The following is a 15920-nucleotide window of genomic DNA, read 5'->3' on the forward strand; positions in this document are numbered from 1 at the left end:
GTGCGAGAATCCGCCCCCAACTCGAGGGAAGAGGGCCCGGGGGATGAGGGAGAGGTCGGGGAACGAGGGTGATCAGCGGGGCGGACGGATGCCGAAGGCGCGCAGCCGTGCGCCGAGCAGGTCCGCGGTGTCGATGTGCGGCCACCCCCACCGCGCCATCGGCTGCTGCCGGACGCCGCGGATCCAGTCCTCGCGGCGCTTCTCGTCGTCGACGACGCTCTCGACGGACCGTCCGCTGCGCAGGTCGGCGTCGGCGTACTTGATCCGGCCGTCGAACTCGCCGAGCCAGCCGGCGCGCCCCTCCCCGACCGCGAAGTCCACGAGGTACGACTCGCCGTGCGGACCCGGCACCGGCAGCTGCAAGGAGATGCCGCGGAAACCGAGTTCCGTCAGGCGGATGCGGCTGATGCTCTCGCCGGGGAGCTGTGCGCGCCCGTCGGCGAACGCCAGCACCCTCGATGCCCGCGCGACACCGTGCGCAGAGCGCTCCGCCACGGACATCACCTCGCGCCGGAATTCCGCGGCGCGGACCTCGTCGTACCGATCGGGGCGCTCCCCCGCGACCCGCCGCAGAGCCGCGTCCGCGACCACGACCGCCTGCTCGAAGGATGCGGTGCGGGCGACATCGGCGACCGTGCGGACCATCGAGGTGACGCGGAGGCCGTCCACGATGACGATGTCCTCGTCCCGCAGCTGTGCCCTGTGCCGGATGGTCCCCCGCGCCGCGCCCGGCCGGCACGGCTCGAGGCTGACGTGGACCTTGGTCGCATGCGGCCGGAACAGCGGGAACCCGTGCACGGCCGCCGCCGTTTCGTGCGACAGCACCGGCTCGGCGGATGCCCCCATGATCAGGGCGCGCGCCCGTGCGACGACGCGCCCTTCGGGCCGGGCGCGCCGCCACTCCTCGTCGCGGGCGTACACGCCGGGCCGGACGCGCACCAGGTCGCCGTCCACGGCGGACGAGCGGTATGCGGCCGCCCGGCGACGGACGGCGCCCAGATCGGTTCCGCGAAGAAGTGCCGGCACGTACAGCATCCGACCAGCATCCGGCATCCGTCCTCGTCGCCTGCGCGAGAACCCCCTGATGTGCACAACCCGGGCAGACCCCGCCGATGTGGAGGAGGACCTCACCTCCCGTTCGGGGCGGATTCTCACGTTCGGGGCGGTGCTGCGCCGCCCCGAACGTGAGAATCCGCCCCAAACCCGACAAGACGAAGGGGGAAGACGACGGGAGAAATACGACGGGAGAAGGGGCGCGGGAGGGGTCAGCGCTCGAAGCCCTCGGCGATCATCTCGACGAGCTCCTCGCGCTCCTCGACGGGGAGGAACGCGGCGGCGGCCGCGTTGAACTGGAACGCCTCCAGGTCGTCGAGGTCGTAGCCGAAGGCGTCGACGAGCAGGGCCAGCTCGCGGGTGAGGGAGGTGCCGCTCACGGTGCGGTTGTCGACGTTCACCGTGACCGCGAAGCCGAGCTGGTAGAGCAGGTCGAACGGGTGGTCGGCGAGCTCGGCGCCCCACTGTGCGATGGCTCCGGTCTGCAAGTTCGAGGACGGCGACAGCTCCAGCGGGATCTCCCGGTCGCGCACCCAGCGCGCCACATCGCCGAACTGCACCTGCACCTCGTCGCCCTCACGGTCGACCACCTGCAGGTCCTCGGCGATGCGCACCCCGTGGCCGAGCCTCAGCGCGCGGCCGTCGATGAGCGCGGAGCGGATGGATGCCAGGCCCGCGGCCTCGCCGGCGTGCACGGTGACCGGCAGGAACTCGCCGGCGAGGTAGTCGAACACGTCCCGCAGTCGGGATGCCGGGTAGCCGTCCTCCGGCCCGGCGACGTCGAAGCCGACCACCCCGCGCTCCCGGAAGGACACCGCGAGCTCGGCGATCTCGCGGGCCCGGTCGGCGTGCCGCATCGCGGAGAGGATCTGCCCGACCCGGATGCTGCGGCCCGCCGCATCCGCCTCGTCCTCCCCCTCCTCGATGCCGCGCTGCACGGCCTCCACGGCCTGCGCCGGGGTGAGACCGCCGCCGACGTGCAGCTCGGGCGCCCAGCGCACCTCGCCGTAGATGACGCCGTCGGCGGCGAGGTCGGTGACGAACTCGCGGGCGACGCGGGTGAGCGCCTCCTCGGTCTGCATCACCGCGGTGGTCAGGTCGAAGGTCTTCAGGTACTCGACGAGGGACCCGGCGGCGCTGCGCTCGGCGAACCAGCGGCGCAGCGCCTTCGGGTCGGATGCCGGCGCCGCCACGCCCTGCGCGTCGGCGAGCTCCAGGATCGTCTCCGGGCGCACCGCCCCGTCGAGGTGGTCGTGCAGCGACACCTTCGGCAGGCGGCGCAGCGACATGCCCTGCACGCGGACGTCGGCGTTGCGGTCCATGGTCATCCTGTCCTCTTCTCAGCTGTCGGCGGTGATGCGCTCGCGCACGATCGGTCCCCGCTCGGGCGCCTCGGCGCCGATCGCGTAGGCGCCGTCCAGTGCCTCGAGCGCGCGGGCGAACCGGGCCTCGTCGTCGGCGGAGAGCGTGAACAGCGGCTGGCCCGCGGCGACGGCGTCGCCGGGTCTGACGTGCAGGTCGATGCCGGCCGCGTGCACCACGGGGTCTTCGGCGCGGGCGCGTCCGGCGCCCAGACGCCAGGCGGCGATGCCGAACGGCAGGGCGTCCATGCGGCCGACGACGCCGTCCGCCTCCGCGGTGACGACGTGGGTCTCACGGGCGACGGGCAGGGGCGCGTCCGGGTCGCCGTCCTGCGCGCGGATCATCGCCTTCCAGCGGTCCATGGCGCGGCCGTCGTCCAGGGCGGCCTCGACGTCGGCATCCGGCTGCCCGGCGAGGGCGAGCATCTCCCGGGCGAGCGCGAGGGTGAGCTCCCGCACGTCGGCGGGGCCTCCCCCGGCGAGGATCTCCACCGACTCGCGCACCTCGTTGGCGTTGCCGATGGCGCGGCCGAGCGGCACGTTCATGTCGGTGAGCAGGGCGGTGGTGGACACGCCCGAGTCGGTGCCGAGGGCGACCATGGTGCGCGCGAGCTCGCGCGCCCGGTCGATGTCCTGCATGAACGCCCCCGAGCCGAACTTCACGTCCAGCACCAGGGCGTCGGTGCCCTCCGCGATCTTCTTCGACATGATGCTGGAGGCGATCAGCGGGATCGACTCCACCGTGCCGGTGACGTCGCGGAGGGCGTACAGCTTCTTGTCGGCGGGCGCCAGCCCGGAACCGGCGGCGCAGATCACCGCGCCGACCTCGCCCTTCATCTGGGCGAACATCTCCTCGTTCGACAGCGCCGCGCGCCAGCCGGGGATGGACTCCAGCTTGTCGAGCGTGCCGCCGGTGTGGCCGAGACCCCGCCCCGACAGCTGCGGCACCGCCACCCCGAACACGGCCACGAGCGGCGCCAGCGGCAGGGTGATCTTGTCGCCCACCCCGCCGGTGGAGTGCTTGTCGACGGTGGGCTTGCCGAGGCCGGCGAAGTCCATCCGCTCCCCGGAGGCGATCATGGCGTCGGTGAGCACGCGGATCTCCTCGCGCTCCATCCCGCGCTGGTAGACCGCCATCGCGAAGGAGGCCATCTGCGCGTCGGACACGTAGCCGCGGGTGTAGGCGTCCACCATCCAGCGCAGCGCCGGCTCGGGGACGACGCCGCCGTCGCGCTTGGCGCGGATGACATCGACCGCGTCGAAGGGCTCGACCGTCATCGTGCCTCCTCCAGATCGCGGGGCCCGAAGGCGTCGGGCAGGACTTCGTCGATGGTGCGGATGCCGGAGACGGTCTCCAGCAGCATCCCGGGCATGGCGTGCTCGAACAGCAGCTGCCGGCACCGTCCGCACGGCATGATCGTCTCCCCGTCCCCGTTCACGCAGACGAAGGCGACCAGGCGGCCGCCGCCGGACATGTGCAGGTCGCCGACCAGGGCGCACTCCGCGCACAGCGTCACCCCGTAGGAGGCGTTCTCCACGTTGCATCCGGCGACGATGCGCCCGTCGCCGACGAGCGCCGCGGCCCCCACCTTGTAGCGGGAGTACGGCGCGTACGCCTTCCGCATGGCCTCGGTCGCGACCTGGCGCAGCTCGTCCCAGTCGATGTCGGTCACCGTCTCTCCTCCACTCCGACGCCCGCGGCGCGCATCCCCGCGCACGTGACGCCTATGCCTTGATGTACGGCTCGCCGTCGGCCGCCGGCGGGCGGGAGCGCCCGACGAGTCCGGCCACCGCGAAGATCGTCACGACGTACGGCAGCATGAGCATGAACTGGCTCGGCACCGGCGAACCGATCACCGACAGCACACCCTGCAGATTCGTCGCGAAGCCGAACAGCAGCGCCGCCAGGGTCGCCCGGATCGGATCCCACTTCCCGAAGATGACCGCCGCGAGGGCGATGAAGCCGGCGCCCGCGGTCATCTCCTGGTTGAACCGCGGCACGGCCACGAGCGTGTAGAACGCGCCGCCGAGCCCGGCCACCGCGCCGGCGAGCAGGATCGCCCGGTAGCGCGTCGCCAACACCTTGATGCCGACCGTGTCGGCCGCCTGCGGATGCTCGCCGACGGCGCGGAGCCGGAGGCCCCAGCGGGTCCGGTACAGGCCGTACCAGACCAGCGCCACCACGAAGAACATCAGGTACACGATGAACGACTGGCGGAACAGGATCGGCCCGATCACCGGGATCTCGCTGAGCACGGGGATCGCCACCGCGTCGAAGGTGGGCGGGCTGTTCAACGCCTCGGTGTTCGGCGCGAGCACCTGCCGGAACAGGAAGGTGGTCAGGCCGATCACGAGCACGTTGAGCACCACGCCGACGATGACCTGGTCGACGTAGTAGGTGATCGTGAACAGCCCGAGCACGAGCGCGACCAGCACACCCGCCGCCATCGCGGCGACCAGCCCGGCCCACGGCGTGCCCGCCAGCGATCCGGCGATCGCCGCTGCGAAGGCGCCGGCCAGCAATTGTGCCTCGATGGCGATGTTGACCACACCCGCCCGCTCGCCGATCACGCCGCCCAGCGCCCCGAAGATGAGCGGCGTCGCCAGGGCGAGCGCGCCGCCCAGCAGACCGATCATCGGCAGGGTGCTACCCGCGGCCGCCCAGGCCAGGAACCCGATCAGCAGCACGGCGACGTAGCCGATCACGAGCCAGAGCGGGATGCGGCGGCGCGCGGCCGCGAGCGAGAACGCGAGCACGGTGGCGGCGGCGAGCAGGCCCACCGCGATCCAGGCGGTCGCCGTGGCCGGCACGACGACGTCGGGCACGGTGAAGAACGCGGCACCGGAGGTGAGGCGGAAGGTGGTCGCGCCCTCCCGCGGTGCCAGGCCCGGCAGCAGCGCGAGCAGGACGGTGAAGATCCCGAAGATGATCGGGGCCTTCCAGGACGCGACCGCGATGGTGCGGTGCTCCTCGGTCTGCGGGGCGACGTTCGCGGCGGTGGTCATGCCGGCACCTCCTGCTTCGTGGACGATGCCGCCGCGCGGGTCTTCCGGCGCGACGGCCGGCCCGGCTGCGGAAGGCCGAACATCGCACGCACCAGCGGCGGCGCCGCGATGAACAGCACGATGAGGGATTGCACCACGAGCACGATCTCGATCGGGATGCCCTGCGAGGACTGCATCGTGAAGCCGCCGGTCTTGAACGCGCCGAAGAGCAGCCCCGCGGCGAGGATGCCCAGCGGCGAGGAGCGGCCGAGCAGCGCCACCGTGATGGCGTCGAACCCGATGCCGGCGTCGATGCCGCCGCCGAAGCCGTTCGTCTCGGTGCCGAGGATCTGGCTGATCCCGGCGATGCCGACCAGCGCTCCGGCGATCAGCATCACGATGAAGTACATCCGGCCCACGTCGATGCCCGCGACCCTGGCCGCCGCCGGGTTCTCGCCGACGGCGCGGAAACGGAACCCGAGCGCGGAGCGCTCGAGCAGCCACCACGTGAAGGCGACCGCGGCGAGCGCGATCAGCAGGCCGAAGTGCAGCTTGTAGCGCTCCCCCAGCAGCAGCGGGAGCACCGCGGAGTCCGGCATCGGCGCGGTCTTCGGGTTGCTCGAGCCCGGCGCCTGCAAGACGCCCTGGGTGGCCAGCATCCAGGCCAGCAGGTAGACGGCGATGTGGTTGAGCATGATCGTCGTGATCACCTCGTGCGCGCCGGTCCTCGCCTTCAGCAGCCCCGCGATGCCCGCCCAGATCGCCGCGGCGGCCATGCCCGCGACGACGGCGGCGATCAGGTGCAGCGGGAAGGGCAGGTCGATCATCGTGGCGACGTAGCCGCCCGCGGCGGCGGCCATGAGCATCTGACCCTGGCCGCCGATGTTGAACAGCCCGGCCCGGAACGCCAGGCCGACGCCGAGGCCGGCGGCGATCAGCGGCGTGGCGAACTTGAGCGTCTCGGTGAGCGGGCGCAGGCCGGTGAGGACGTCGTCGGCGTTGAAGTTGTAGACGGCGCCGCGGAACAGGGCCGCGTACGCGCCGGAGACGGCGGACCAGATCGCGGCGAACGTGTCGCCTGGCCGGGCGAAGAAGTAGCCGGCGGCTGTCTGCACGTCCTCGTTCGTGGCCGCGATCATGATCGAGCCGACGATGACGGCGAGCAGGACCGCCAGCACCGAGATGATGCCGCTGCCGGTGACGATCCTCTGGAAGGCGACGCGCCAGCGGGACGGCGCCACCGGGGTCTCCGGCTCGGCCAGCGGTGCCCGGGTGTCAGCGCTGCTCATTCGCCCTCTCCCTTCATGCCGGCCATCATCAGGCCCAGCTGGTCCCGCGGGGTGTCGCCGGGCACGATGCCGACGACGCGGCCGCGGTACATCACGAGGATGCGGTCCGCGAGCGCGCTGACCTCGTCGAGCTCCGTGGAGATCACGATCACCGGGATCCCGGCATCCCGCGTCTCGACGATGCGCTTGTGGATGAACTCGATCGAGCCGACGTCGACGCCGCGGGTGGGCTGGGCCGCCACGAACAGCGACAGGTCGCGGCTGAGCTCGCGCGCCAGCACGACCTTCTGCTGGTTGCCGCCGGAGAGACGCCCGGCGGACTGCGCCGGACCCTGCGTGCGGATGTCGAACTCGCGGATCTTCTCGCGCGCGAACTCGTCGAGAGCACCTCGGCGGATCGTGCCGGCCGAGACGAACTCGCCGCCGTGGGAGCGGTCGAGCATCAGGTTCTCGGCGATCGAGAACTCCTTCACCAGGCCGTCGACGCTGCGGTCCTCGGGCACGAACCCGACGCCGGCGTCGAGGATCTCACGGACGCTGCGCCCGACCAGCTCGTGGCCGTTCAGGCGGATGCTGCCGCGCACCCGCGGCTGCAAGCCGACGATCGCCTCGGTCAGCTCGGTCTGCCCGTTGCCCTGCACGCCCGCGATGGCCAGGACCTCCCCGCCGCGCACCTCGAAGGAGACGTCGTCGACGAGCACGGTGCCCGCCTGGTCGGTGACGGTGAGGCCCTCCACGACGAGGGACTCGTCGCGCAGCCGCGGGGGCTCCTTGTGCACGGTCAGCTCCACCGCGCGGCCGACCATCAGCGAGGCCAGCTCCGCGTTGGACGCCGTCGGCGAGGCCTCGCCGACGACCTTGCCCAGGCGCACGACGGTGATCCGGTCGGCGACCTCGCGGACCTCGCGCAGCTTGTGGGTGATGAACACGATCGAGGCGCCCTGTTCCTTGAGCTGCCGCATCGTCGCCATCAGCTCGTCGGTCTCCTGCGGGGTGAGCACGGCGGTCGGCTCGTCGAAGACCAGCACCTCCGCGTCGCGCGAGAGCGCCTTGATGATCTCCACCCGCTGCTGCACCCCCACCGGGAGGTCCTCGACGACGGCATCCGGGTCCACGTCGAAGCCGAAGCGCTCCGAGATCTCGCGCACCCGGGTCCGCGCCGCGGCGATGTCGAGGCGGCCGCCGAAGGTGGTCTGCTCGTGACCGAGCATGACGTTCTCGGCGACGGTGAAGACGGGGATGAGCATGAAGTGCTGGTGCACCATGCCGATGCCGGCGGCCATCGCGTCCCCGGGGCCGGTGAAGTGCTGCACGACGCCGTCGAGGAGGATCTCCCCCTCGTCGGCCTGATAGAGCCCGTAGAGGACGTTCATCAGCGTCGACTTCCCCGCGCCGTTCTCCCCGAGCAGGCAGTGGATCTCGCCCGGCTCGACGGTGAGATCGATGTGGTCGTTGGCCGTCAGCGCGCCGAACCTCTTCGTTATGCCGCGCAGTTCAAGCTTCATGTGGTCGATCCTATTCAGACGGATGCCGGCGCCTTTCGGGCGCCCCGGCGGAAACGAACCGAGGAGGCCGACATGAGCCGGCCTCCTCGGTGTCACGGGGTCGTCACTCGGCGAGGTACGAGGTGACGGTGACCTCGCCGTCGATGATCGCCTGCTTGAGCGCCTCGACCTCCTCCATCAGGGCCGGGTCGACCTTGTCCTCGAAGTTGTGCAGCGGCGCGATGCCGACGCCCTCGTTCTCCAGGGTGCCGATGTAGGCCTCCGGGTCGAACTCGTCCTTGCCGCTGGAGAGGACCGCCTGGTAGGTGGACAGGTCCATCGCCTTCAGCACCGACGTCAGCACGATGTCCTCCGTGCTGGGGTCGGTGACGAACAGGTCGGCGTCCGCGCCGATCAGGGCGATGTCCTTGCCGGACTCCTTGATCGCCTGCTGAGCGGACTGGTAGATCGGCCCGCCGACGGGGAGGATCACGTCGACGCCCTGGTCGAGGATGTTGACCGCGACCTGCTTGGCGTCCTGGTTGGCCTCGAAGCCGCCGGTGAACGAGCCGGTCGTGCCGTCCCAGCCGACGACCTGGACGTTCGCGCCCTTCTCCTTGTTGTAGTGGTCGACGCCCTGCTTGAAGCCGTCCATGAAGATGGTCACGGTCGGGAACTCGCGGCCGCCGAACGTGCCGACCTTGCCGGTCTTGGAGTAGCCCGCGGACAGGTAGCCCGCCAGGAACGCCGCCTGCGCGGTGTCGTAGAGCAGCGGCTTGACGTTCTCGGCGTCCTTCTCACCGTCGAAGTCGTTGTCGGCGGCGTCGTCGACGAGGATGAAGTCGACATCGGGGTTCGCCGAGGCCGCCTCGACCGTGGCCGCCGAGAGCGCGAAGCCCACCGAGACGATGGCGTCGCAGCCCTCGTCCACCAGATTGGTGATGTTCGGACCGTACTCGGTCTCGGCGTTGGACTGGACGTCCTTGAGCTCGACGCCGAGCTCCTCGGCCGCCTTCGACGCGCCCTCGAAGGAGAGCTGGTTGAACGACTTGTCGTCGAAGCCGCCCTCGTCGGACACGATGCACGGCAGGAAGTCGGGTGCGGCCTCGCCGCCGCCGTCGCCGCCGGACTCGGTCGGAGCCTGGCCGCAGCCGGTGAGCGAGAGGATGACGCCGGCGGCGATCGTCGCCCCCAGCAGCTTCTTGGTGGAAGAGATGGGCACTGTTGCCTCCCCTGAGACGGATGCCGCGGATGTCGCGGATCGCTCAAAGTTACCCAGTGTTTCAGCGCGCTCGCATCCTCTCCCGGAGTGTGCTGGCGAAAGGTTACAAACCTGCAATGCTGCCCGCGCGCTCCGGTTGGAGCGCGCCGACTAGAGGACGTCTCCGCGGCCGGTGAGCTTGAGCGATTCGACCACGCCCTTGACCCGCTGCGCGTGCTGCACGGTGGTCACCAGCAGAGCATCCTCGGTGTCGACGACGACGATGTCCTGCACGCCGACGAGGCTGATCACCCGGGAGGTCTGGCTCACGAGGATGCCGCTCGCGGCATCCGTCAGCACCCGCGCCTTGGGCCCGAGCACGGCGAGGTCGTTCTTGCGGCCGTGCGTGATGAGCTTCGTCAGGGACGCGAAGTCGCCGACGTCGTCCCAGTCGAAGTGGCCCGGGATGACGGCGAGCCGGCCCCGCTCGGCGGCAGGTTCGGCGACCGCGTAGTCGATCGCGATCTTCTTCAGCTTGGGCCACACCCGGTCGACGACGGGGCCGCGGCGGTCGCGGTCGTCCCACGCCTCGGCGAGCTCGAGGAGACCGGCGTGCAGCTCCGGCTCGGTCGCGGCGAGCTCGTCGAGCAGCACGCTCGCCTTCGCGATGAACATGCCCGCGTTCCACAGGTAGCTGCGGTCGGCGATGTACTCCTGCGCGGTCTCCAGGTCGGGCTTCTCCACGAAGCGCTCCACGAGCGCCGCCTCGGGGGCGCCCGGGACGACGATCTCGCCGGCCTTCTTGATGTAGCCGAACCCGACCGACGGCTCGGTGGGCGGGATGCCGATGGTGACGATGTAGCCCTCGCGGGCGACCTGGACCGCCTGCTGCACCGCCCATTCGAACACCTGCGTGCCGCGGATGACGTGGTCGGCGCTGAAGGACCCGATGATGACGTCCGGCTCGCGCCGGTGCAGGATCGCCGCGGCGAGCCCGATGGCGGCGGCCGACTCGCGCGGCTCGGACTCCAGGAACACGTTGCGATCCGGGATGCCGGGCAGCTCGGCCTCCACCGCGGCGCGGTGGGCGCGCCCGGTGACGACGGCGATGCGGTCGTGGCCGGCCAGCGGCTCGAGCCGGTCCCAGGTGTCCCGCAGCAGCGAGTGCCCCGATCCGGTCAGATCGTGCAGGAACTTCGGGGCGTCCGCGCGCGAGAGCGGCCACAGCCTGCTCCCGATGCCGCCCGCGGGGATGACGGCGTAGAAGTCCTCGATGATCGGCATGCCCCCAGGCTACCCAACCCGCTCCCCGTGCCCGCGGCGAGGGCGCGGTCCGCCCGACCTCACCTTCCTGCCCTTCCTGCCACATTGTGTCCCGTGGCGAGGGTGCCGGCCCCGCGCGCCCATCCGGCGCGCCACATTGTGTCCCGTGGCGAGGGTTCCAGCCTGCTCGACTGTCGGAACGCGCCACATTGTGTCTCCCAGATGCGCGGCGGGGTGAGAATCCACAGAACGGGGCCCGGGGCGGGTTATCCCCACAGCCCGGGATCTCCGGTCCGTACGGTGGGCAACCGGCGCGATGCTCGGGACATGACGAAGAGAAGGGCACTGCCAGAGGCGCTCGGTCCCGCATTCTCCGTGTCGGATGCCCGAGCGTTGGGCGTTCCTGCTGCGCGGCTGCGCGCGAAGGACCTCCGCCGGCGATTCCGGGGGACGCGCGAAAGGTCGGATGCCGAAGAGGCCATCGAATCCGACGATCGCCCCTTCGCGCGCGACCGAGCGCAGCGCCGACGCGTCGAGCGGATGGCGCGCAGCTTTCAGCCCATCATGTCCCCGCATGCGTTCGTCGCGGGACTCTCCGCGGCGGCGATCTATGAGCTGCCGGTCGAGCACGACGACGAACTGCACGTCTGCGTGTTCGCACCGCACCGCGCGCCGCGGCGGCCAGGAATCAAGGCACGCAAGGTCAACCCCGAGCTGGCGAGCATCCGGAATGTGCGCGGACTTCGCGTCGCCAGTCCAGCCTCGACCTGGGCGATGCTTGCACGGGAGCTGACGGTTCGCCAGCTCGTCGTGCTGGGGGATGCGATCGTAAGGATCCCTCGGGACGAGTTCGGCGAGCCGCATCCGGAGCTGGCTCTCGCCACCGTCGAGCAGCTGAGGGCCGCGGCGGGCGCCGGGCCACGGGCCGGCGTCTCGAGGCTGCGCGCGGCACTGGAGGCGATTCGGGTGGGCAGTGCCTCACCGCTGGAGACGGAGTACCGGCTGGATGCCGTGGCCGGTGGGCTCCCGGAGGCGGCGCTGGATGTCGAGATCCGTGATGGGGACGGCCGCCTGGTCGGAGTGTCCGAGGTCGTGTACCCGGAGTACGGGGTCGTCGTCGAGGTCGAAGGCGACCACCACCGCACGTCGCGCACCCAGTGGGTTCGCGACATCGACAAGTACACCGCATACGCGGCACTGGGGTATGAGGTGGTCAGGGTGACCTCGTCGCACATCCGCGGCGAGCATCCGCGTGCTGTCGCAATGGTCCGGGCAGCGCTGCAACGACACGGTTGGACCGCGTGCCCCTGACCTGCAGCGCGCCGTTCCGCGTCCCCGCGACCGCCCGACGCGACACAATGTGTCACCACAATCAACTCCGGAAGTGCCCGACCCGCCCGCAGCGACACTTCCTCCCCTCTCCTGACGGCTCCGGCGGCCCGAACCGCAACAAGTGACACATTGTGGCCGAAAGTGCGGGATGGATGCAGGACGACCTACACGGCGTGACACATTGCGGCCAGAAGGGGAGGCCGAAGGGGAGGGCTGGGGCTGGCTAAGGGTCGCCTTCGTCGCTCCCAGCGGTCTGACCGGAATAGGATGGCAGGGATCGGGCATGCCCCGGTGCATGCGCCCGATATCGCATCGATCAGGGAGGACGAACGTGTCCACGAGCACTCGCTTGACACCGTCGATTTCGGAAACCACCTCGAAGACGCCGCGCGGAACCCTCTATCGGGGCCGTGAAGGCATGTGGTCATGGGTGCTTCACCGCATCACCGGAGTCGCGATCTTCTTCTTCCTCCTGGTGCATGTGCTCGACACCGCGCTGATCCGCGTCTCCCCCGAGGCGTACAACGCCGTGATCGGCACCTACAAGAACCCGGTCATGGCGCTCGGCGAGGTGGTGCTGGTCGCCGGCATCGTGTTCCACGCGATGAACGGCCTGCGCATCATCCTCGTGGACTTCTGGTCGAAGGGTGCGCGCTACCAGCGCCAGCTGTTCTGGATCGTCCTCGGCGTGTGGGCCGTGCTGATGGCCGGCTTCGTGCCGCGTCACCTGGCGCTCGCCTTCGCCGGCATGGGAGGTGCCCACTGATGACCGCTCAGACCGCCGTCGCCCCGCCCGCCGTCCCCGCGGCTTCAACCTCGAGAAGTTGGGCTGGGTCTTCATGCGCGCCTCCGGCGTGCTGCTGGTCGTGCTGATCTTCGGCCACCTGTTCGTGAACCTCATGGTCGGCGAGGGCATCCACGCCCTGGACTTCGCCTTCATCGCCGGCAAGTTCGCCACCCCGTTCTGGCAGTGGTGGGACGTGCTGATGCTGTGGCTCGCGCTCATCCACGGCGGCAACGGCATGCGCACGATCGTGAACGACTACGTCACGCACGAGGGCGCCCGCAAGGCGCTGGTGGCGGCGATCGGTCTCGCGGTGGCCCTGCTGATCGTCCTCGGCACGCTCGTGGTGTTCACGTTCGACCCGTGCGCGGGAGTGTTCGGCACGTTCGAGAACCCGGACAGCGCGCTGTTCGAGGTGTGCCAGGCCGCGGCCAACTGAGTGGATTGACAGGAACAGAGAAGAAGTGACTACCCAGACCCAGGAGTCCGTCGTCCGCGACGGCGTGCACTACCACCAGTTCGACGTCGTCATCGTGGGGGCCGGCGGTGCCGGGATGCGCGCCGCCATCGAAGCGGGTCCCGGCGCGAAGACCGCCGTGATCACGAAGCTCTACCCGACCCGGTCGCACACCGGCGCGGCGCAGGGCGGCATGGCCGCGGCGCTCGCGAACGTCGAGGAGGACAGCTGGGAGTGGCACACCTTCGACACCGTCAAGGGCGGTGACTACCTGGTCGACCAGGACGCGGCGGAGATCCTCGCCAAGGAGGCCATCGACGCGGTCATCGACCTGGAGAACATGGGCCTGCCGTTCAACCGCACGCCCGAGGGCAAGATCGACCAGCGCCGCTTCGGCGGTCACACCGCCGAGCACGGCAAGACCCCGGTCCGCCGCGCCTGCTACGCCGCCGACCGCACCGGTCACATGATCCTGCAGACGCTGTTCCAGAACTGCGTCAAGCTCGGCATCAACTTCTTCAACGAGTTCTACGCGCTCGACCTGATCACTGTGAAGGATGCCGACGGCACCACCCGCGTGGCGGGCGTGGTCGCCTACGAGCTGGCCACCGGCGACCTCCATGTGTTCCAGGCCAAGGCGGTCATCTTCGCCACCGGCGGCTTCGGCAAGATCTTCAAGACCACCTCGAACGCGCACACCCTCACCGGCGACGGCGTCGGCATCGTCTGGCGCAAGGGCCTGCCGCTGGAGGACCTCGAGTTCTTCCAGTTCCACCCCACCGGTCTCGCCGGCCTCGGCATCCTGCTCACCGAGGGCGCGCGCGGTGAGGGCGCGATCCTGCGCAACGCCTCCGGCGAGCGGTTCATGGAGCGCTACGCCCCCACCATCAAGGACCTCGCACCGCGCGACATCGTCGCGCGCTGCATGGTGCAGGAGGTCGCGGAGGGCCGCGGCGCCGGCCCGCACAAGGACTACGTGCTGCTGGACTGCACCCACCTGGGCGCCGAGGTGCTCGAGACCAAGCTCCCCGACATCACCGAGTTCGCGCGCACCTATCTGGGCGTCGACCCGGTCGTCGAGCCGGTGCCGGTGATGCCGACCGCCCACTACGCGATGGGCGGCATCCCGACCAACAACGACGCCGAGGTGCTCGCCGACAACGACACCGTGGTGCCCGGCCTGTACGCCGCGGGCGAGTGCGCCTGCGTGTCGGTGCACGGCGCGAACCGCCTGGGCACGAACTCGCTGCTGGACATCAACGTGTTCGGCAAGCGCGCCGGCCGCAACGCCGTCGAGTACGCCCGCACCGCCGACTTCGTGCCGCTGCCGGAGGACCCGGCGAAGGACGTCCGCGAGATGCTCGAGGGGCTGCGGAACAACCCGGGCACCGAGCGCATCGCGGTGCTGCGCAAGAAGCTGCAGGAGGAGATGGACCGCGGCGCCCAGGTGTTCCGCACCGAGGAGTCCCTCACCCACGTCCTCGGCGTCATCCAGGAGCTGCGCGAGCGCTACCGCAACGTGCACGTCGACGACAAGGGCCACCGCTACAACACCGACCTGCTCGAAGCGATCGAGCTCGGCTTCCTGCTCGACATCGCCGAGGTCGTCGTCTACGCCGCCCGCAACCGCAAGGAGAGCCGCGGCGGCCACATGCGCGACGACTTCCCCCAGCGCGACGACGAGACCTACATGAAGCACACGATGGCCTACCTCGTCGGCGACCCGCACTCGTCGCATCCGGAGGACCACATCAAGCTGGACTGGAAGCCGATCGTCATCACGAACTACCAGCCGATGGAGAGGAAGTACTGACCATGTCGAACGCCGTCGCAGAGGCACCCGCCGACGCCGCGTCGGACAGCGGAGTGCAGTCGTTCCTGGTGACCTTCATCATCCGCCGGTTCGACCCGGAGGTGGACTCCGAGCCGCGCTGGGTGGACTACGACGTCGAGCTGTACTCGACCGACCGCGTGCTCGACGCGCTGCACAAGATCAAGTGGGAGGTCGACGGCTCGCTCACCTTCCGCCGCTCCTGCGCGCACGGCATCTGCGGCTCCGACGCGATGCGGATCAACGGCCGCAACCGGCTGGCGTGCAAGACGCTGATCAAGGATCTCGACATCTCCAAGCCGATCTACGTCGAGGCGATCAAGGGCCTGCCGCTGGAGAAGGACCTCGTCGTCGACATGGAGCCGTTCTTCGCGGCCTACCGCGACGTCAAGCCGTTCCTCATCGCGAACACCGAGCCCGAGAAGGGCAAGGAGCGCGTGCAGTCGATCGCTGACCGCGCGATCTTCGACGACACCACGAAGTGCATCCTGTGCGCGGCGTGCACCTCCTCCTGCCCGGTGTTCTGGACCGACGGCCAGTACTTCGGTCCGGCCGCGATCGTGAACGCGCACCGCTTCATCTTCGACTCCCGCGACGACGCCGGCGACGTGCGCCTGGACATCCTCAACGACAAGGAGGGCGTGTGGCGCTGCCGCACGACCTTCAACTGCACCGAGGCGTGCCCTCGCGGCATCGAGGTGACCAAGGCGATCGCCGAGGTCAAGCAGGCCGTGCTCAAGGGCGGTCGCTGACCTCCGCTCCCCCGCGTCGAACGGCGCTCTGCTCCTCCGGGGGCAGGGCGCCGTTCCCGTTCCGGCGACGCTGCCCGAGCGGACGGCGGCGCCCAGGCCGGGCGCACGGCGGTGTCTGAGGCTCCCCG

Annotated in this window: 14 protein-coding genes; 5 read left to right on the plus strand and 9 right to left on the minus strand. The window is 70.3% G+C overall.

Annotated features, from left to right (window positions below):
- Positions 1 to 72: 72 nt before the first annotated feature.
- From JRG78_RS08750 to JRG78_RS08790, 9 genes are all read right to left on the minus strand, one after another.
- Positions 73 to 1053: a hypothetical protein gene (locus JRG78_RS08750; protein WP_272653301.1), complete on the minus strand. Its 981-nt coding sequence runs from the start codon at positions 1051 to 1053 to the stop codon at positions 73 to 75.
- 212 nt (positions 1054 to 1265) lie between these two features.
- A complete protein-coding gene (locus JRG78_RS08755; RefSeq protein WP_259606318.1) occupies positions 1266 to 2381 on the minus strand; it encodes an adenosine deaminase in 1116 nt (371 codons plus the stop codon).
- Between the two features lie 12 nt (positions 2382 to 2393).
- Positions 2394 to 3692 (minus strand): thymidine phosphorylase, encoded by a 1299-nt coding sequence (locus JRG78_RS08760; protein ID WP_259606319.1) that lies wholly within the window; start codon positions 3690 to 3692, stop codon positions 2394 to 2396.
- A complete protein-coding gene (locus tag JRG78_RS08765; protein WP_259606320.1) occupies positions 3689 to 4087 on the minus strand; it encodes a cytidine deaminase in 399 nt (132 codons plus the stop codon). The genes JRG78_RS08760 and JRG78_RS08765 overlap by 4 nt, the downstream gene beginning before the upstream one ends.
- 52 nt (positions 4088 to 4139) lie before the next feature.
- Positions 4140 to 5420: an ABC transporter permease gene (locus JRG78_RS08770; protein WP_259606321.1), complete on the minus strand. Its 1281-nt coding sequence runs from the start codon at positions 5418 to 5420 to the stop codon at positions 4140 to 4142.
- The gene (locus JRG78_RS08775) at positions 5417 to 6688 is read right to left on the minus strand and encodes an ABC transporter permease (protein WP_259606322.1); all 1272 of its coding nucleotides are present in this window, start codon (positions 6686 to 6688) and stop codon (positions 5417 to 5419) included. The genes JRG78_RS08770 and JRG78_RS08775 overlap by 4 nt, the downstream gene beginning before the upstream one ends.
- On the minus strand, positions 6685 to 8193 hold the full coding sequence (locus JRG78_RS08780; protein ID WP_259606323.1) for an ABC transporter ATP-binding protein: 1509 nt from the start codon (positions 8191 to 8193) through the stop codon (positions 6685 to 6687). Before JRG78_RS08780 ends, JRG78_RS08775 begins: the two co-directional genes overlap by 4 nt.
- A gap of 103 nt (positions 8194 to 8296) precedes the next feature.
- A complete protein-coding gene (locus JRG78_RS08785; protein WP_259606324.1) occupies positions 8297 to 9394 on the minus strand; it encodes a BMP family lipoprotein in 1098 nt (365 codons plus the stop codon).
- A 150-nt stretch (positions 9395 to 9544) separates the two neighbouring features.
- Entirely contained in the window at positions 9545 to 10657 is a 1113-nt protein-coding gene (locus tag JRG78_RS08790) for a mannose-1-phosphate guanylyltransferase (protein WP_259606325.1), read from the minus strand.
- Between the two features lie 306 nt (positions 10658 to 10963).
- On the opposite strand from JRG78_RS08790, the gene JRG78_RS08795 reads away from it, so the two are divergent.
- From JRG78_RS08795 to JRG78_RS08815, 5 genes are all read left to right on the plus strand, one after another.
- On the plus strand, positions 10964 to 11947 hold the full coding sequence (locus JRG78_RS08795) for a hypothetical protein (RefSeq protein ID WP_259606326.1): 984 nt from the start codon (positions 10964 to 10966) through the stop codon (positions 11945 to 11947).
- Between the two features lie 352 nt (positions 11948 to 12299).
- A complete protein-coding gene (sdhC, locus tag JRG78_RS08800; RefSeq protein ID WP_259606327.1) occupies positions 12300 to 12734 on the plus strand; it encodes a succinate dehydrogenase, cytochrome b556 subunit in 435 nt (144 codons plus the stop codon).
- Positions 12724 to 13191 (plus strand): succinate dehydrogenase hydrophobic membrane anchor subunit, encoded by a 468-nt coding sequence (locus JRG78_RS08805; RefSeq protein ID WP_272653302.1) that lies wholly within the window; start codon positions 12724 to 12726, stop codon positions 13189 to 13191. The genes sdhC and JRG78_RS08805 overlap by 11 nt, the downstream gene beginning before the upstream one ends.
- A gap of 25 nt (positions 13192 to 13216) precedes the next feature.
- Positions 13217 to 15022, plus strand: coding sequence for a succinate dehydrogenase flavoprotein subunit (gene sdhA / locus JRG78_RS08810; RefSeq protein ID WP_272653303.1), 1806 nt, complete (start codon positions 13217 to 13219; stop codon positions 15020 to 15022).
- Positions 15023 to 15024: 2 nt separating this feature from the next.
- Positions 15025 to 15792, plus strand: coding sequence for a succinate dehydrogenase iron-sulfur subunit (locus tag JRG78_RS08815; protein ID WP_259606330.1), 768 nt, complete (start codon positions 15025 to 15027; stop codon positions 15790 to 15792).
- The last annotated feature ends 128 nt before the right edge of the window (positions 15793 to 15920 follow it).

Source organism: Microbacterium sp. EF45047 (genome assembly GCF_028472845.1).
GTDB classification, from domain to species: Bacteria; Actinomycetota; Actinomycetes; order Actinomycetales; family Microbacteriaceae; genus Microbacterium; species Microbacterium neungamense.